Source organism: Methylobacterium fujisawaense (assembly GCF_014138435.1).
Taxonomy (GTDB): domain Bacteria; phylum Pseudomonadota; class Alphaproteobacteria; order Rhizobiales; family Beijerinckiaceae; genus Methylobacterium; species Methylobacterium fujisawaense.
This window is the reverse complement of the sequence record NZ_JACJIM010000003.1, coordinates 373,637-389,460: the sequence shown is the minus strand read 5'-3', so window position 1 is coordinate 389,460 and position 15,824 is coordinate 373,637. Positions and strand designations below refer to the sequence as shown.

Sequence of the window (15,824 nt, the reverse complement as noted above, 5' to 3'; positions counted from 1 at the left end):
AGTCGCAGTTCGAGAATTGGACCTTTCGCCTGGACCGCCGAACGGTCAAGCACGCGTGGGCATCACCGCCGCAGGACGGACCCATGTACCAGCCGCCTCACTTCCGGGACGATTCGCGCGCCGCTCAGCACGCGCTGATCCGCGCCTATCCCCTCGGCCTGCTGATCACGGCCGGCTCGGGCGGCCTGACGGCGAACCCGATCCCGTTCCTGCTGGATGAGGCCGGGCCGCACGGCGTGCTGCGGGCGCATATCGCCCGCGCCAACCCGCAGGGCCTGGATCTCGCCGCGGTGGAGGAATGCCTGATCGTGTTCCAGGGGCCGCAGGGCTACGTCACCCCGAGCTGGTACGCGAGCAAGCGCGAGCACGGCCGCGTCGTCCCGACCTGGAACTACGCCACCGTCCATGCCTGGGGCCGGCCGCAGGTGATCGAGGATGTGGAGTGGCTCGGGCGCCAGATCGCCGACCTCACCGCCCTGCGCGAGTTGCCGCGGGCCGAGCCGTGGGCGGTGGCCGACGCGCCGGAGCCCTTCGTGGCCGCCCAGGTCCGGGGAATCATCGGCATCGAGATTCCGATCACGCGGATCGAGGGGAAGTGGAAGATGAGCCAGAACAGGCCCGAGGCCGACCGACACGGGGTCATCGCGGGGTTGCGCGCCGAGGGCGAGGCGGGTCTCGCCGGGCTGGTCGCCGAGCGGAGCGGACTGTGAGCGCGCGCCTCAACGCCTTCGGCCAACCCATCGGCCCGGCGCTGCCGGACTGGAGCCCGCGTCCGCGCCCGCCGCGGACGCCGATGGAGGGCCGCACCTGCCGGCTCGTCCCGCTCGACGCCGCCGCCCATGGCGAGGCCCTGTTCGAGACCTACAGCGCTGCCCCCGACACGCGCGGCTGGACCTACCTCGGCGACGAGATGCCAAAGAGCGCGGCGGCCTACCGGGCGCGGCTGGAAACCCAGCAGACAAGCGAGGATCCGCTGTTCTACGCGATCCTCGATCCCGCGCGCGGCGACGCGCTCGGGATCGCCTCGTATCTCCGGATCGATCCGGGCAACGGCGTGATCGAGGTCGGCCATCTCCATTTCGGGCCGCGTCTGCAGCGCTCGCCCGCCGCCACGGAGGCGATGGCGCTGATGATGGCCCGGGCCTTCGACGAACTCGGCTACCGGCGCTACGAGTGGAAGTGCGACAGCCTCAACGCCCCGTCCCGGGCGGCGGCATTGCGGCTGGGCTTCACCTTCGAGGGCATCTTCCGCAACGCCGTCGTGGTGAAGGGCCGCTCCCGCGACACGGCGTGGTTCTCGATCACCGCCGCGGAGTGGCCGCGGGTCCGCGCCGGCTTCGCCGCATGGCTGGACCCGTCGAATTTCGACGGGGAGGGCCGGCAGCGGCACGGGCTCGCGGACCTGCGCGCCGCTTCGGGCTGAGGCATCCTCAGGCCCGACCGGCCAGGAACGCCTCCGCACTGCGCAGGCTGAGCGCCATGATGGTCAGCGCCGGGTTCGCCGCGAGCGAACTCGGGAAGGTCGAGCCGTCGCAGATCCACAGGTTGTCGATGTCGAAGCTGCGGCCGTGCGGATCGACGACGGCGCTCGACCCGTCGCGGCCCATCCGGCAGGTCCCGAGCGTGTGGGCGACGCGCTCCAGCACCCAGATGTCCTCGGCCCCCGCCTCCTCCCAGAGCCCGCGCATGACCTTCGTGGCATGCGCGTTGAGGCGGTCCTCGTTGGTGCCGTAGCCGAAGCTGATATGGGCCTTGCGCATCCCGTGCGCGTCGGTCTCGTCGGCGAGGGTCAGCACGTTGGCGTCGCAGGGCAGCGTCTCGCCGTTGATGCCGATGCCGGCGAGGCGGTTGTAGCGGTCGAGGTAGTCGAGGAGCGGCTTCCCCCACAGGCCGCGCCCCCGCGCTACCGCATTGCCGAAGGTCACCGGCACCACGCCGAGGCTCTGGATGAGGTAACCGCCGGCGAAGTCGGCGCCGGCGCGGATGAAATCCTCGGTGATCAGCGAGGACGGATACCCCCGGTTCATCCGGACCTCGTTGTCGAAGGTGCCCCAGACCTGGGTCGCCACGTGCCCCATGTAGTTGCGCCCGATCTGGCCGCTGGAATTGGCGAGCCCGAGATTGAGCAGCAGGCGCGGAGTCTCGACGGCCCCGGCACAGAGGAAAACGGCGCCGCACCGCTGCCGGCGATCCTCGCCGTCCTGGCGGTAGACCACGCCGGTGACCCGGCCGTCGGCAGCGCGCTCCAGGCCGTGGACGAAGGCCTCGGCCCGGATCTCGGCACCGCGGGCCACCGCGTACGGCAGGTAGGTCACGTCCATGCTCGCCTTGGCGCCCGTGCGGCAACCCTGGTGGCAGAAACCGCAATTGATGCAGGCGTTGCGGCGGGGTCCGTCCTCGGACTGGAAATCCTGGGAGACCACGGCGGCGGGCGCGTCCGCCCACCGGATGCCGCGGGCCTCGCAGGCCCGCGCCATGATCTCGGCCGGGCCATTCCGCGGGACCGGGGGCAGGGGATAGCGCCGGCCGGCATCCCACGGATAGCTCGGCGCGCCCGACACGCCGAGAAACCGCTCCACCCGCTCGTAGAACGGAAGCAGGTCCTCGTAGGTCAGCGGCCAGTCGACGCCTTCGCCGGTCTCCGTATGGAGCCGGAGGTCGCGGGTGTCGGCCCGGGGCACGAAGGCACCCCAGTGCAGCGTCGAGCCGCCGACACCCGTGCCGCTGTTGTTCGCCCCGAAGGCCTCCGGGGTCGCGCCGCCGCTCAGCCGCTCATCGGTCCAGTAGATCTCGTCCGCCAGCGTCTCGTCGAAGGCGAAGCGCTCCGGCGTGAAGTTCGGTCCGGCCTCCAGAGCCACGACCCTGAGGCCCGCGGCGGCGAGGCGCGCGAGGAGCGGCGCGCCGCCCGCGCCAGTCCCCACCACGACCGCATCGACGACGTCGTCCGCGCGGTAGGTCCGCATGCCCGCGAGATTCATCGTCCTGCCTCCGTCTGCAGCGTTTGGGGCTCCCAGGGTTCCGGCGCGTCGAGCCCGACCGCGTGGAAGCCCGGCAGGCCGTCGGCGATTTCTCCCGGCCGGTCGCCGCCGGCACCGATGCCCGAGAAGCCGATCCGCGCCAGCGCCGCCGGGTGGCCGAGCCAGAGCCGCACCGCGTCGGCGCGGAGATCCTCGAACCAGAACCGCATCCGGTCGGCGTCGAGCCGGCCTCCGAGGGCGTCCGGGACCGTCAGGTCCCCACGCTGGCAGAGGGTGAGCAGCGCGTCCTGCCGTGGCGCGTCGAGGGTTGTGAACGGGCGGCCCTGCGCGGCCCGGGCGGCGGCATCCAGGGTGCGCAGGGCGGCGCGGTAGGCGTCCGCGTCCGGCGGTAGGGCCGAGAAGCGCCAGCCGTCGCCGGCGCCGGACGCCAGCCGCCGATCGAGGCGGGCCGCGAGATCGAGATGCGGCACCGGCATCACCCGGGCGAGGGCGGCCCGCAGGATCGCGAGTTCCACAGGGTCGAGGGCCGCCGGTCGATAGGCGGGGTCGTCCGGCGCGGCGCGCTCCGCGAGCGCCTGGCGCAGGCGGCCGTTGACCCGCTCGGAGGCGATCAGCGCCGCGTAGTCCGGCGCCACCGTCGGGGCCGCCTCAACCGGTCGGCGGGGCCGGTCGTCGAAATGGGCGCGCAGCCCGTCGGCCAGGGCGGCCGGCCGCTCCAGCGGCAGGAGATGGCCGACGCCGTCGACCGTCACGAGGCGATGATGTGCGAGGTGGGGCGCCGTCAGGGCCTGCTGCGCGTCGGGTCCGAGGTCGGCGTCCTCGGATCCGGCCAGAATCAGCGCCGGGGTGCGCAGGACGCCGACGCGGCGGCACCAATCCTCGTTGGCGCCCGCCTCGAGCCAAGCCTTCCAGGCGGCCGGCGCGGCCCGCAGGACGTCGGCTACCGCCCGTTCCTCGGTCTCAGGGTCCAGCCGGTCGCCGACATTCGCGCGTACGAAGGCCTGGGCCTCGCGCCGCCGCGTCTCGGGATCCGCGTCGATCCAGGCGAGCATCTCGGCGCGCCGGTCCTCCGGGATCGGCTCCGGGCTCGGCGGCGAGCCGGAGACCAGGATGAGATCGGTGAGGCCGGTCAGACCCGCTTCGCCATCCTCGGCCCGGCGCGCCAAGGCCAAGGCGACCTTGGCCCCCATGCTGTGACCGGCGATCCCGAACCGGGCCGGAGCCCGCGCGCGGATGGATTCGGCCACGTGATCGGCCATCGCGGCGACGGAATAGCCCGGCGTGCCGGCGGCATCGCCGAAGCCCGGCAAGTCGACCGGCACACATGTCAGCGGCGTCCCCGCGAGGGCACGCGCCAAAGGCTCCCAGCTTCGGGCGCTGCCCCCCAGGAAGTGAAGGCAGAACAGGACTTCAGGTTCGGACATTGCGGAGACATCGCGCGGTGCCAGAGTGCTTCAAGCGTACGCGACGCCGCATGGCCGACGTTTTGCCCCGGACCGAACGGTCAAGCCGGGACGGCGTGCGATCAGGGCATACGGAGGAGACCGTGGTGACGGATCTTGAACAGGCTTGGCGCGTGGAAGAAGCCTGCCTCAACGCCTGGCCGAGCCCGCGCGAACTCCTGATCCACGGCTACCTGCTGCGCGCCGCGGGCGGGCGTTCGAAGCGGCAGAATTCCGTGACCCCCATGCGGGGGAGCGGCGCGCCCGGACCGGCCATCGAGGCCGCGCGCGCCATCTACGAGCGTCTGGGGCGGCGCGCGATCTTCCGGATTCCGGCGATCGCCCCGCAGATGGAGCCGCTCCTGTCCCACGCGGACTTCGCCGTCGTGGACGAGACCTGCACGCTGCTCCGCGCGCTCGATGACCTGCCGGCGGTGCCTGAGCCGGCAGCGACGGTCGCCGCCGTCCCCGGTGAGGACTGGCTGGCGGTGCGCGATGCCGTGAACCATGCGGACGCCGCAGCCGCGCAAGTCTTCCGCGACACCGTCGCCGCCCTGTCCCTGCCGCGGGCCTTCGCGGCGGCCGTGGCCGAGGGCGGGATCGGCGCGATCGCCTTCGGGGTGCTCGACGGTGGTTGTCTGGTGATCGAGGCGGTGGCCACCCCCGAACCCCTGCGCGGCCGCGGCCATGCCCGGCGCGCCGTGGCCGCGCTGCTGCGCTGGGGGAGGGCGGAGGGCGCCCGGGCGGCCTGCCTGCAGGTCGTCGCGGCGAACACGCCGGCGCGGGCGCTCTACCGCGCCCTCGGCTTCGAGCGCGAACTGTACCGCTATCACTATCGGGTCGGTCCGGAGCCCGGCTGAGACGCGAGCCGGAACGCGGCCCAGTCCCGCACCCGCTCCGGCCGTGGTCTCAGGCGTCGAACAGCGAGCCCTGCCGCGTCGGGGCAGGGCGCGTACCGGTCCGCCTGCCCGACGTTGCCGGCGAGGCCGCGCCGCCGCGACGCGCGGGCTTCGCCGACGGGGATGGATCGGACGTCCCAGACGGATCGGCCGTCCCGTCGGGCACGGCCGTCACGGTCCCGTCGGCGAATTGCAGACTGAGGCGGGTGGCCGCCGCCGCATCCGCGGCCCGGCGCATCGGCAGCCCCGCGGCATCGCGCACCAGCACGTAGCCGCGGTCGAGCACGGCGCGGTAGCTGAGCGAACCGAGCAGGCCCGCCAACCCGTCCAGACGGTCGCGGCGGCGCTCGATGCTGCGCGCCCCGGCCTGGGCGAGGCGCTCCGACAGCGCGTGCAGGCGGTCGGTGTGGCGCGCCTGCAGCGCCCGGGCCCGTTCCAGGCCGGCCTCCCGCGCGACGACGAGGCGCCGCCCGAGCTGGATCAGGGCTTCGCCCTTGCGCTGGACGTCGTTGCGCAGGGCATTGAGCGGCCGGTGGTCGATCCGCGCCAGCCGCGCGCGGGCGTTGGCGAGGACCACGTCGGGCGAGCGCCGGGCCATCCGGTCGAGGAGGAGCTGGAGCCGCGCGCGATGGCGGCTGGCGCCCGCCGCGAGGGCCGGGGCGAGGCGCGCATCGGCGAGGTCGAGCCGCTGGCGCTTGGCCGCCAGCAGGGCGTCGGCGCTGGGCAGAGCGCGTCCGAGGGCGCGCAGATCCGACCGGTCGCGGTCGATCCGGCGCCCGACCGCCCCTCTGCCACGGGCGGAGAGGTCCGCCACCGTGGCGATCAGGTCGGCGCGGACCGGCACCGCCATCTCGGCGGCGCCCGTCGGGGTCGGCGCCCGGCGGTCGGACACGTAGTCGATCAGCGTGGTGTCGGTCTCGTGCCCGACCGCCGAGATCAGCGGGATCGCGCTCTCGAAGGCGGCGCGGACGACGCATTCCTCGTTGAAGGCCCAGAGATCCTCGATGGAGCCGCCGCCGCGGGCGACGATCAGCACGTCCGGGCGCGGGATCGCGCCGCCCGCCGGAAGTGCGTTGAAGCCGCGGATCGCGGCCGCGACCTCCTCGGCCGCGCCGTCGCCCTGGACCCGCACCGGCCAGACCAGGACGGGCCGCGGGAACCGGTCCTCCAGCCTGTGGAGGATGTCGCGGATCACCGCGCCGGTCGGCGAAGTGACGACGCCGACGACCCGCGGCAGGTAGGGGATGGGCCGCTTGTGCTCGGGGGCGAACAGCCCCTCGGCGGCGAGCAGCTTCTTGCGCTCCTCCAAAAGAGCCATCCAGGCCCCGAGACCCGCCGGCTCCAGGTTCTCGATGACGATCTGATAGGAAGACTTCCCGGGAAAGGTGGTGATGCGACCGGTGGCGACGACCTCCAGCCCCTCCTGGGGGCGCTGGCGCAGACGGCCGAACACACCCTTCCAGACCACCGCGTCGATCCGCGCCTGCCCGTCCTTCAGGGAGAAATAGGCGTGGCCCGAGCCGTGCTGGCCGCGATAGCCCGAGATCTCGCCGCGCAGGCGGACATGGCCGAAGGCGTCCTCCAGCGTGCGTTTCAGGGCACCGGCCAGTTCTCCCACCGACCATTCGGGCTGGTTGGCATTGAGCACCCGGGTCGGCGGGATATCCGCCGCGGGCTGGGCTGCGGGGCGCGGGGGCGGCACGAGGGGCATGGCCGGACGCTAGGGGGCTCCGGCAGGACAGTCAAAGGTCCGCTGTGGAGATGCGGTCGTTCGGCCGGAGCGCTGCGCCGCTACTCCACGGCGAGTTCGCGCGGACGGTCCGAGATCGCCACCCGCGGAACGAGGAGCGACAGGAGCAGCGTCAGCACCGCCACGACGAAAACCGTCCAGAACGTGCCGTGCAGCGCGTGCTGCAGCCCGTGCCGGATGGCTTCGCCGCCGGCGCCGAGGCTGCCGGGATCGTCGAGCAGGCGGCGGAGCTGGTCGGAATTCACCGCCGGGCCGCTCGACGGGTGCGCCAGCCGGTAGTTCAGCACGGCGCCCAGCACGGTGGCGCCGAGGGTCGAGCCGAGATTGCGCGAGAAGATGTTCGAGGCCGTCGCCGCCCCGCGCTGCGCCCAGGCGACGCTGTCCTGGATGATCACGATGGCGGCGGTGGACAGGAAGCCCATGCCGAGCCCCATCACCACGGAGCCGCAGGCCGCCACCACGGGGGATGTATCCGGCCCGAGCGCCACGAAGGCGATCGCGCCGAGGGGCAGGAGGGTCGCGCCGACCAGCAGGATCGGGCGCAGGCCGAACCGCACGAAGCTGCGCGCCGCCGTGGTGGCGCCGATCGGCCAGCCGAGCACCATCAGGGTCAGCGTCAGGCCGGCGATCAGGGGCGATTGCCGCAGCACGCCCTGAACGTACATCGGCAGGAACGCCGTGAGCCCGATCACCGTCATGCCGGAGAGCAGCGTCGCGGTGTTGGCCGTCGCGATGGGGCGCTGCATCCACAGCTGGATGTCGAGCATCGGGTCCGGGGCACGCCGCTCCTGGACGACGAACAGGATCGCGGCCACCACGAAGGCCAGCGCCGGCCACAGGGCCGCTTCGGCCGATTCACCGGCCTCGGTCAGCGCGAGCATCAGCGCCGCGATGGCCGCGGTGAACAGGGCCGCGCCGATCACGTCGATCTGGCGGCTGCGGCGCTCGACGCCCTCGTGGAGGAAGCGCAGGAACAGGCCGGCCGCGATCACGCCGATCGGCAGGTTGATCCAGAAGATCCACGGCCAGCTCAGATGGCCGATGATCAGGCCGCCGACCAGCGGCCCGGCCACCGACGAGATCCCCCAGACACTGGCGAGGAAGCCTTGGACCCGGCCGCGCTCGCGGGCCGAATACAGGTCCCCGACGACGGTCAGGCTCACCGGCTGGATCGCCCCCGCGCCGACGCCCTGCACGAGGCGGAACAGGATCAGCGAGGGCATCGACCACGCGAGCCCGCACAGCAGGGAGCCCGCGAGGAACACCGCGATGCCGAACAGCAGCACCGGCCGGCGCCCGTAGAGGTCCGACAGCTTGCCGAACACCACCGTGGTGGCCGTCTGGGTCAGCAGGAAGGAGGCGAACACCCAGGCGTAGAGGTGGAGGTCGCCGAGCTGTCCGGCGATCTGCGGCATCGCCGTCGAGACGATCGTCGCCTCGATGGCGATCATGAACATCGCCGCCATCACCGCGGCGAGGACCAGCGGGCGGCGCGTCTCGGAAGGCTTCGGCATGGCGCCGGTCTAGGCCCCACGAGCGTGCCGACCTAGCCTCGAAACCGGCGACCGGTTCTCGGGCCGCGAGAGCCGTGCGCGAGCGCACATACACCGGCACCTGGCCCCGCGGCCCATGCATGGGCATGGCGCCGCGATGCTCAGGGCGCATGCGGCCGGTCTGTTCAGGCCTCCGCATCGGCGTCGAGGTCCCGCCCGCGCGTCTCCGGCAGCAGGAAGGCGGCAACGGTCCCGACGAGGCTGAACGCGGCGAGATAGTAGGCCGGCGCGAGCCGGTCGCCGGTCGTGGCGATCAACCAGTTCACCACGTAATTGGTGCTGCCGCCGAACACCGAGACCGAGACCGCGTAGACGATCGACAGCCCGGCGCTGCGGACGGCCCGCGGCAGCGCCTCCGGAATGCCGACGATCACCGCGGCGGCGTTGATGGAAGACAGCGCTGACAGCAGGAAGGTGACCGCGTAGACGCTGGCGGCGCTCGGCGCCTGCACGACCCAGGCGAAGGCCGGAACCGCCAGGATCAGGATCAGCGCGCGCGGCCAGATCATCACCGGCCGCCGGCCGACCCGGTCGGCGAGCCAGCCGCCGAGCAGCGGAAAGATCACGGAGGCGAGCCCGAGCGCGATCGGCACCGCCGTGGCGGCCGTCTCGCTCAAGCCGAGCGTCGCGCCGGCGAAGACCGGCATGTTGGTGCCGACCGCGTTCGACACGGTGGAGGCGGCGATGACCAGGAAGGTCAGGCCCAGCAGCCGGCCATGCTCCCGCAGCAACCGGCCGACCACCGCCAGGGTCGAGGCGGCCGCGTCCGGATCCTCCTCGGCGCCGGCCGTCTCCGGCAGATGACTGCGGATGACGAGGCCGACCGGCACCACGCACAGGCCGAGGGCGAACATCAGCCGCCAGCCCCATTGCGCCATGGCCTGGTCGCCGAGGACGAGCGCCAGGGCGGTCGCGAAAATCCCGGCGAACAGGGCCGCACAGCCCTGGCTGGCGATCTGCCAACTCGTCACGAAGCCGCGCTTCTCCGGCGGCGCCGCCTCCAGCAGGAAGGCAGTGGACGGGCCGACCTCGCCGCCGAGGGCGAGCCCCTGCACGAGCCGTCCGGCGATGACGATCACCTGCGCCCAGCCGCCGATCGTCGCGTAGGCGGGGCAGGCGGCCAGCATCAGCATGCCGACCGCCATCAGCGCGATGGTGATCAGCATCGCGGGCTTGCGGCCGGCACGGTCCGCGAAGGCGCCGATCAGCACGCCGCCGATGGGCCGCATGACGTAGCCGATGCCGAACAGGGCCAGCGACGCCAGCAGGCTGTGGGTCGGATCGTTTGCCGGGAAGAAGGCCTCGCCGATCGGCTTGGCGAAGAAGGCGTAGACCGTGAAATCGTAGAACTCGAGAGCATTGCCCAGGACGACGGCCCCGACCGACTTGCGGTCGAGCGTAGGATGATGTGCGCCGGGATGCGGTGCGGTCCGGGCGTCCATCAGCGGGCCGATCCGTCGACCGGGTGCTTGGCGAGACCGCCGGTCACGGATTCTGCGCCATCCGCCAGGGCTTCGTCATGACCGGACAGCCGGAGCGCGGGCGCTTCCGTCCCCTGCGCGCAGGCGCGGGCTTTCGCGGCCGAGCCCTTGGCGGATGCGGCTCGGCCGAGCGCGCGGGCATCGAGATCGTTCGGGGGCGAATCCATTCGGGCGCAGCTCCGTATCGGTAGGCTGCGCCGCGATGTAGGGCGCGGATCGCGCGCGTCGTCGCTCTCAGTGACGCGTCGGATCCTCCGACGGCGGAAGCACGACGGCCTCGCTGAACGGGAATTCCAGCACGACCTCGCCGTCATCGTCCATGACCACGAGGCATGCGGTCATCAGCCGGGCCTGATTCTGCGGATTGCGCAGGGCGGCGCGGATCGTCTCCTGGGCCATCTCCCACGCCGCGTCCGGATCGCGCAGCTCGGTCCCGGTCGGGTCGGAGACGACATCCGCGCCGATATGCGTATGGAAGAAGTACCGCGGCATGGCTTTTACCGGCTCGGAGGCGTCCGCCAGGGCGGAGCGATCCGCGATAGGTGGGGATCGCCGGTCCTTGGACCAAACCGCAGCGCAGGCCGCCCAGCCGCGCCCGTCCTCAGCCGTTCGCGGCGCGTCTGTCCGGTGCGGACGGGACCGGGCGGAGGGCCCGCACTTGGCCGGTGACGCCGGCCGCGCGGTGCTGCTTCTCCATGGCCATGAGCGGACGCAGTTCCGGCTCGGCGAAGTCGAGGAGCTTGGCGTTGCGCCAGCGCGGCTTACCGGAGCCGCGGCCGAACCAGCGGGGACGCTCTTCCTCGACCAGCAACACCAGTCGCCCCGTCCAGGTCTTTCGGAACCAGAAACGCCCCGTCAGAGACATCGCTCAATCCTTGCAGCAGAGCCGCCCCCGTCTTGGTGCCTCAATAGCGAACTCGGCGGTTCGCGTACGGTTAGAAGAAGCAGAAGGCCCGACGAAATCCCGCTATCCACAGCAGCCGGCGCAGCGGCACGGCGGGGAGCGCCTACCGTGCGAAGTGCCGGAGGGAGAGTGCCAGGACGACGAGCCAGACGCCCCCCGAAACGGCGAACACGAACCCGCGGAGGATCGCTGTCTCCAGCGCCGCGTGCGCCGAGCGCCGATCCGGTGTTCGTGACACGCCGCCCCTGCGCGAAGGCTCGGGACGCGCTCCGACCGGCCGCTGCTCCGGCACGGCGAGCAGGCGCGTCAGGCTGTCCGGGAGCGGTCGCGGGTTTGTCTGCACGGCACCCGCGAACCTACAGGGCTCAGAGCCGGGGCGACAAGCCGTGCAGGGGCATCCCGGATCGCCGCTCCCGGCGCCCGCTGCGATCCGATTTGTCGGCTTCCGGCCCCATGCTACAGCGCGCGTTCGGCGGGCTTGTCCGCCCGTCGGTCCGCGGATGTCACAGCCCCCTGTCTTGATCACCGGCGTCGCCGGCTTCATCGGGAACCAGCTCGCTTTGCGTCTCCTCGAGTCCGGCCGCCAGGTCGTCGGACTCGACAGCGTCAACGCCTATTACGACGTGCGGCTCAAGGAGGCCCGGCTTTCCCGTCTCGCGGGCTTCGAGGGCCACAGCTTCACGCGGCTCGACCTCGCGGACCGGGACGGCCTCGACGCGCTGTTCCGCCGTCACGACTTCCGGACGGTGATCCACCTCGCAGCCCAGGCGGGCGTGCGTCATTCGCTCACCGATCCCCATGCCTATGCGGCGAGCAACCTCGTCGGCTTCCTGAACATTCTGGAGGCCTGCCGCCACGGGGGTGTGGAGCATCTGCTCTACGCCTCATCGAGTTCCGTCTACGGCGGCGGCACGACCATGCCCTTCTCGGTGCATCAGAACGTCGACCATCCGCTCAGCCTCTACGCCGCGACCAAGAAGGCGAACGAGCTGATGGCGCACAGCTACAGCCATCTCTACGGGCTGCCGACCACCGGCCTGCGGTTCTTCACCGTCTACGGCCCCTGGGGTCGGCCGGACATGGCCCTGTATCTGTTCACCCGCGCCATCCTGGCGGGCGAGCCGATCCGGGTGTTCAACGAAGGGCAAATGCTCCGTGACTTCACCTACATCGACGACATCGTCGCGGGGATTCGGGCTCTGACGGAACGGCCGGCCACGCCAAACCCCGCCTGGAGCGCTGCCGAGCCGGATCCGGGGACCAGCGCCGCCCCCTACCGGATCTACAACATCGGCAACAACGAGCCGGTGGCGCTTCTGGAGATGATTGCACTCCTTGAGGTGGCCCTGGGCCGCAAGGCGGAGAAGATCCTGCTGCCTATGCAGCCGGGCGATGTTCCGGCGACCTACGCCGACATCGACGATCTCGTGCACGAGACCGGATTCCGCCCCGCCACGCCGTTGAAGACGGGCATCGGGCACTTCGTCGATTGGTATCGGACCTACCACGGCGTCTGAGACAGGCGCGGTGAGCGCGCGACCGGCCGCCGGCGGCCGGACGGGGCTTCCAGCCATCCGGGGAGCCAAACCGGCCGCACCGTGTTGAGGCAGGCGGCGCGCCGGGTCGGCCGCCGATCTGAACACGGGCGACGGCTTTGCCAGACTAGGCCGTTGCGCCCGCCGGGCAGATTCATTTAGAGCTATTCCAGGCAGGCAAGCTCTGCCCGCATCGCTGCCGCAACGGTGGCCAACAGGAGGAAATCCATGCGTTCACTCGTTTTCGGCGCCGTCCTTGCCGTTGTCATGCCGCTCGCGGCACAGGCCCAGGAGGCCGGGGATGCGGCCGCCGGCGAGAAGGCGTTCGCTCCCTGCAAGGCGTGCCACAATTTCCAGAAGAACGGCGTGGGCCCTGACCTGAAGGGTGTCGTCGGCCGCAAGGCGGGCACCTACGAGGGTTACAACTACTCCGCCGCCCTGAAGAACTCGGGCATCACCTGGGACGAGGCCAACCTGCACGAGTGGCTGAAGAACCCGAAGGCGAAGGTCCCGGGCACCAAGATGATCTTCCAGGGCTATCCCGACGACAAGAAGATCAACGACGTCATCGCCTACCTCAAGACGCAGTCCTGAGAGGCGAATCCGCGCAAGCCAGAACCGGGAGCGACCGCGCGGTCGCTCCCGGGCCGGGTGCGGTCCCTAGTCGGACGCGAGACCTGCCTGAAGGCTCAACCTGAGGGTAACGAGATCGTGAAGGAGATCCTTGCGACCCTGGATGTCGAAGCCGGTCAGGCCGCCCGCCTCGTCGGGGATGCAGGCCAGTTCGTCGCGCAGGGCTAGGCCGGCCGGGGTGAGGAAGATGCTGACCTGACGCTCGTCGACCCGGTCGCGGGCACGGCGAACCCGGCCTGAGGCCTCGAGGCGCTTCAGAAGCGGCGTCAGCGTACCTGAATCCAGGAACAGACGATTGCCGATCTCCTTCACCGAAAGGCCGTCCTGCTCCCAGAGCACCAGCAGGACGATGTATTGCGGATAGGTCAGCTCGTAGCGCCCGAGAAGGTTTCTGTAGGCGCGACCGAAGGCGTGCGCGGCGGCGTAGACCGCGAAGCACAGCTGATTGTCGAGGCGCTGCCGCTCCTGCTGCGAAGGCTGATCGGCACGCGTGTGCCCCGCCTGATCCAGCTCAGCGCCGATCTGCGAGGCCGAAGGGCCTGACATAGGAAAACTCTCTCTGGTAAAGGCTGGCTCGCGTACCGGTATGGCGAAAGGCCCCTCTTAGGCATTTCGCATAACCTATACAATTGGGGCGATCGACCAGGATTGCCACGCGTTCTGTGCGGTGATCCTCAGCCATCCATCAACGGATGCAGATCGCGGACCATCGCCTTCAGGCGTTCATCGAGCACGTGCGTGTAGATCTGCGTTGTCGAGATGTCGGCATGACCGAGCAGCTCTTGGACGATGCGCAGGTCGGCCCCGTTCTGCAGGAGATGGCTGGCGAAGGCGTGACGGAGCACGTGGGGGCTGACGCGGTCCGGATGCAGGCCGGCCGCCGCAGCGAGCGTCTTCAGGTCGCGGGCGAAGGCCTGCCGGGTGAGATAGCCGCTGTCGCTGTCGGCGGGGAACAGCCACGCGGAGTCCTCCGGCACCGCCGGAAGATGGGCCGACATGGCGGCGCAGGCCGCCTCGGTCAGGGGGACCAAGCGCTCGCGGCCGCCCTTGCCCTTGATGAAGAGGTAGCGCTCGCGGCTCACGCCCGCCGCGCGCGGCAGCGCGACCAGCTCCGAGACGCGCAGGCCCGTAGCGTAGAGCAACTCGAGCAGGCACACCATCCGGCGTGCCCGGCGGGCCGGCCCCGGCGGCTGCTCGGCGGCGGCGGCCGCCTGCGCGGTGGCGAGCAACCGGTCGACCTCCGCGATGGAGAGCACCTTGGGCAGCGACCGTCCCCGGCGCGGTCCGGAGACCGCGACGCTGGGATCGCTCTCGGCGCCCCCCTCGGCGTACAGGAACTTGTGGAAACCGCGCACGCAGGACAGGCGCCGCGCTGCCGAGGAGGCCTTGAGGCCGCGGGTCTCGAGATCGATCAGGAAGGCCCGGAGCGTGCCGGAATCCACGGCGTCGAGCGCGGTCCCCGACCGGGCGAGGTAACCGAGATAATCCTCCAGATCGCGCCGGTAGGCGGTCAGGGTGTTGAGGCCGGCACCGCGCTCGGCGGCCAGCATGTCGAGATAGTCGGCGGCCTCGGGGCAGAGCGCCCGGCCGGCATCGCCGGAGACGTCCGACCCGCTCAACGGTTGCCGGGCTGGAGCTTCGAGGCGGGGATGGAAACAGTCATCTCCCGCGGCGTCGGCTGGACGAAATTCGCCAAGGCGAACATCGCAGCGAAAACCAGACCCGCCAGGATCGCGAGGGTGGCGAAGAAACGGAATAGGGTCGGCACGTCGGTCGAACCTCGGGCAGACGGGCGCTGGCGGCGGGAAGGGGGACGGGCGAGGGCTGTCTCCGAGCCGCCGCGGGTGCTCGGGTTCGACCACGCGAACGCGGCGCTGACAAGGCCCACAACGACACAGCGATGCGTTTCGCAGCCCGCTTGAATCGCGCTAAGAGCCTGCCGCAGGATGGAGGCAGCCCGGCGACAGCCGCTCGGGGGCCGGTGAGGAGGCGGGGACGCCACACGGATGCGATGCAGGAGTCGATGCAGGAGGCCATAAGCGAGGAGGCGGCGGGTGAACCGATCGAGGCGCGTCTGCGCCGCGCGCTCGGCCTGCGCTCGATCGTGCTCGTCGGCCTCATGGGGGCGGGCAAGAGCACCGTCGGCCGGCGCTTGGCGAGTCGCCTCGGGCTGATCTTCAAGGATGCCGACATCGAGATCGAAGCGGCGGCCGGCCTGACGATCCCCGACATCTTCGCCATCTATGGCGAGCCGAGCTTCCGCGACGGCGAGGAGCGGGTGATCTCGCGGCTTCTCCGGGCCGGCCCGCTGGTCCTGGCGACCGGCGGCGGCGCCTACCTCCGCGAGGCGACGCGCGCCCGCATCGCCGAATCCGCGGTCTCGGTGTGGCTGAAGGCCGATCTGGACGTGCTGATGCGGCGCGTGCGCAAGCGCGGCAACCGTCCGCTGCTGCAGACCGAGGACCCGGAGGCGACGATGCGGGACCTGATGGCCGTGCGCCACCCGGTCTACGCCGCCGCCGACGTGATGGTCATCTCCCGGGAGGTGTCGCACGACCGGGTCGTCCAGGACGTGCTGGAAGCGCTGGACGCCCATCTCAGCGGCGAAGGCTCCGTCCCCGTTGCCGCCCAGTGAGACCCGAGCGAACC

General features: G+C 71.4%; 17 protein-coding genes. 6 read left to right on the top strand and 11 right to left on the bottom strand.

Features of this window, described 5'->3' with window-relative positions; genetic code table 11:
* Positions 1 to 83 precede the first annotated feature (83 nt).
* Together GGQ91_RS10950 and GGQ91_RS10945 are read left to right on the top strand one after the other, a co-directional pair.
* Entirely contained in the window at positions 84 to 710 is a 627-nt protein-coding gene (locus GGQ91_RS10950; RefSeq protein WP_182591948.1) for an FMN-binding negative transcriptional regulator, read from the top strand.
* Positions 707 to 1,423, top strand: a complete 717-nt coding sequence (locus tag GGQ91_RS10945; protein WP_182591947.1) for a GNAT family N-acetyltransferase — start codon at positions 707 to 709, stop codon at positions 1,421 to 1,423. The genes GGQ91_RS10950 and GGQ91_RS10945 overlap by 4 nt, the downstream gene beginning before the upstream one ends.
* Before the next feature lie 7 nt (positions 1,424 to 1,430).
* Here the strand turns inward: GGQ91_RS10945 and GGQ91_RS10940 are convergent, their stop codons facing one another.
* Entirely contained in the window at positions 1,431 to 2,978 is a 1,548-nt protein-coding gene (locus GGQ91_RS10940; protein WP_182591946.1) for a GMC family oxidoreductase, read from the bottom strand.
* Positions 2,975 to 4,402 (bottom strand): alpha/beta hydrolase, encoded by a 1,428-nt coding sequence (locus tag GGQ91_RS10935; protein WP_182591945.1) that lies wholly within the window; start codon positions 4,400 to 4,402, stop codon positions 2,975 to 2,977. Before GGQ91_RS10935 ends, GGQ91_RS10940 begins: the two co-directional genes overlap by 4 nt.
* Before the next feature lie 125 nt (positions 4,403 to 4,527).
* Between GGQ91_RS10935 and GGQ91_RS10930 the strand changes: the two genes are divergently transcribed.
* Complete coding sequence (locus GGQ91_RS10930) at positions 4,528 to 5,280, top strand: GNAT family N-acetyltransferase (protein WP_179698252.1); 753 nt, start codon at positions 4,528 to 4,530, stop codon at positions 5,278 to 5,280.
* A 49-nt stretch (positions 5,281 to 5,329) separates the two neighbouring features.
* Here GGQ91_RS10930 and xseA read toward each other — a convergent pair whose 3' ends face one another.
* The 6 genes from xseA to GGQ91_RS10900 form a co-directional block, all read right to left on the bottom strand.
* Positions 5,330 to 7,030 (bottom strand): exodeoxyribonuclease VII large subunit, encoded by a 1,701-nt coding sequence (gene xseA / locus GGQ91_RS10925; protein WP_182591944.1) that lies wholly within the window; start codon positions 7,028 to 7,030, stop codon positions 5,330 to 5,332.
* An 80-nt stretch (positions 7,031 to 7,110) separates the two neighbouring features.
* On the bottom strand, positions 7,111 to 8,583 hold the full coding sequence (locus tag GGQ91_RS10920) for an MDR family MFS transporter (RefSeq protein ID WP_182591943.1): 1,473 nt from the start codon (positions 8,581 to 8,583) through the stop codon (positions 7,111 to 7,113).
* Between the two features lie 164 nt (positions 8,584 to 8,747).
* Positions 8,748 to 10,064, bottom strand: coding sequence for an MFS transporter (locus tag GGQ91_RS10915; protein WP_043383873.1), 1,317 nt, complete (start codon positions 10,062 to 10,064; stop codon positions 8,748 to 8,750).
* Positions 10,064 to 10,270, bottom strand: a complete 207-nt coding sequence (locus GGQ91_RS10910) for a hypothetical protein (RefSeq protein ID WP_043383871.1) — start codon at positions 10,268 to 10,270, stop codon at positions 10,064 to 10,066. The genes GGQ91_RS10915 and GGQ91_RS10910 overlap by 1 nt, the downstream gene beginning before the upstream one ends.
* 67 nt (positions 10,271 to 10,337) lie before the next feature.
* Positions 10,338 to 10,595, bottom strand: coding sequence for a DUF6894 family protein (locus GGQ91_RS10905; protein WP_043351991.1), 258 nt, complete (start codon positions 10,593 to 10,595; stop codon positions 10,338 to 10,340).
* A gap of 109 nt (positions 10,596 to 10,704) precedes the next feature.
* Entirely contained in the window at positions 10,705 to 10,968 is a 264-nt protein-coding gene (locus GGQ91_RS10900; RefSeq protein WP_043351989.1) for a hypothetical protein, read from the bottom strand.
* Positions 10,969 to 11,507: 539 nt separating this feature from the next.
* On the opposite strand from GGQ91_RS10900, the gene GGQ91_RS10895 reads away from it, so the two are divergent.
* Positions 11,508 to 12,524, top strand: coding sequence for an NAD-dependent epimerase (locus GGQ91_RS10895; RefSeq protein ID WP_043755780.1), 1,017 nt, complete (start codon positions 11,508 to 11,510; stop codon positions 12,522 to 12,524).
* Positions 12,525 to 12,770: 246 nt separating this feature from the next.
* A complete protein-coding gene (locus GGQ91_RS10890; RefSeq protein WP_024831013.1) occupies positions 12,771 to 13,136 on the top strand; it encodes a c-type cytochrome in 366 nt (121 codons plus the stop codon).
* 66 nt (positions 13,137 to 13,202) lie between these two features.
* Here the strand turns inward: GGQ91_RS10890 and GGQ91_RS10885 are convergent, their stop codons facing one another.
* The 3 genes from GGQ91_RS10885 to GGQ91_RS10875 form a co-directional block, all read right to left on the bottom strand.
* The gene (locus tag GGQ91_RS10885; RefSeq protein WP_043383865.1) at positions 13,203 to 13,721 is read right to left on the bottom strand and encodes a MarR family winged helix-turn-helix transcriptional regulator; all 519 of its coding nucleotides are present in this window, start codon (positions 13,719 to 13,721) and stop codon (positions 13,203 to 13,205) included.
* Between the two features lie 128 nt (positions 13,722 to 13,849).
* The gene (locus GGQ91_RS10880; protein WP_043351984.1) at positions 13,850 to 14,794 is read right to left on the bottom strand and encodes a site-specific tyrosine recombinase XerD; all 945 of its coding nucleotides are present in this window, start codon (positions 14,792 to 14,794) and stop codon (positions 13,850 to 13,852) included.
* Complete coding sequence (locus GGQ91_RS10875; RefSeq protein WP_043351982.1) at positions 14,791 to 14,943, bottom strand: hypothetical protein; 153 nt, start codon at positions 14,941 to 14,943, stop codon at positions 14,791 to 14,793. Before GGQ91_RS10875 ends, GGQ91_RS10880 begins: the two co-directional genes overlap by 4 nt.
* 255 nt (positions 14,944 to 15,198) lie before the next feature.
* Between GGQ91_RS10875 and GGQ91_RS10870 the strand changes: the two genes are divergently transcribed.
* A complete protein-coding gene (locus GGQ91_RS10870) occupies positions 15,199 to 15,810 on the top strand; it encodes a shikimate kinase (RefSeq protein WP_051044824.1) in 612 nt (203 codons plus the stop codon).
* Positions 15,811 to 15,824 lie beyond the last annotated feature (14 nt).

Excerpts from the sequence above, each read along its gene's own strand:
- GGQ91_RS10950 (WP_182591948.1), top strand. The coding sequence starts at position 84 with ATGTACCAGCCGCCTCACTTCCGGGACGATTCGCGCGCCGCTCAGCAC.
- GGQ91_RS10890 (WP_024831013.1), top strand. The coding sequence starts at position 12,771 with ATGCGTTCACTCGTTTTCGGCGCCGTCCTTGCCGTTGTCATGCCGCTC.
- GGQ91_RS10910 (WP_043383871.1), bottom strand. The coding sequence starts at position 10,270 with ATGGATTCGCCCCCGAACGATCTCGATGCCCGCGCGCTCGGCCGAGCC.
- GGQ91_RS10920 (WP_182591943.1), bottom strand. The coding sequence starts at position 8,583 with ATGCCGAAGCCTTCCGAGACGCGCCGCCCGCTGGTCCTCGCCGCGGTG.
- GGQ91_RS10870 (WP_051044824.1), top strand. The coding sequence starts at position 15,199 with ATGCAGGAGGCCATAAGCGAGGAGGCGGCGGGTGAACCGATCGAGGCG.
- GGQ91_RS10885 (WP_043383865.1), bottom strand. The coding sequence starts at position 13,721 with ATGTCAGGCCCTTCGGCCTCGCAGATCGGCGCTGAGCTGGATCAGGCG.
- GGQ91_RS10900 (WP_043351989.1), bottom strand. The coding sequence starts at position 10,968 with ATGTCTCTGACGGGGCGTTTCTGGTTCCGAAAGACCTGGACGGGGCGA.
- GGQ91_RS10935 (WP_182591945.1), bottom strand. The coding sequence starts at position 4,402 with ATGTCCGAACCTGAAGTCCTGTTCTGCCTTCACTTCCTGGGGGGCAGC.
- GGQ91_RS10895 (WP_043755780.1), top strand. The coding sequence starts at position 11,508 with ATGTCACAGCCCCCTGTCTTGATCACCGGCGTCGCCGGCTTCATCGGG.
- GGQ91_RS10940 (WP_182591946.1), bottom strand. The coding sequence starts at position 2,978 with ATGAATCTCGCGGGCATGCGGACCTACCGCGCGGACGACGTCGTCGAT.
- xseA (WP_182591944.1), bottom strand. The coding sequence starts at position 7,030 with ATGCCCCTCGTGCCGCCCCCGCGCCCCGCAGCCCAGCCCGCGGCGGAT.
- GGQ91_RS10915 (WP_043383873.1), bottom strand. The coding sequence starts at position 10,064 with ATGGACGCCCGGACCGCACCGCATCCCGGCGCACATCATCCTACGCTC.
- GGQ91_RS10905 (WP_043351991.1), bottom strand. The coding sequence starts at position 10,595 with ATGCCGCGGTACTTCTTCCATACGCATATCGGCGCGGATGTCGTCTCC.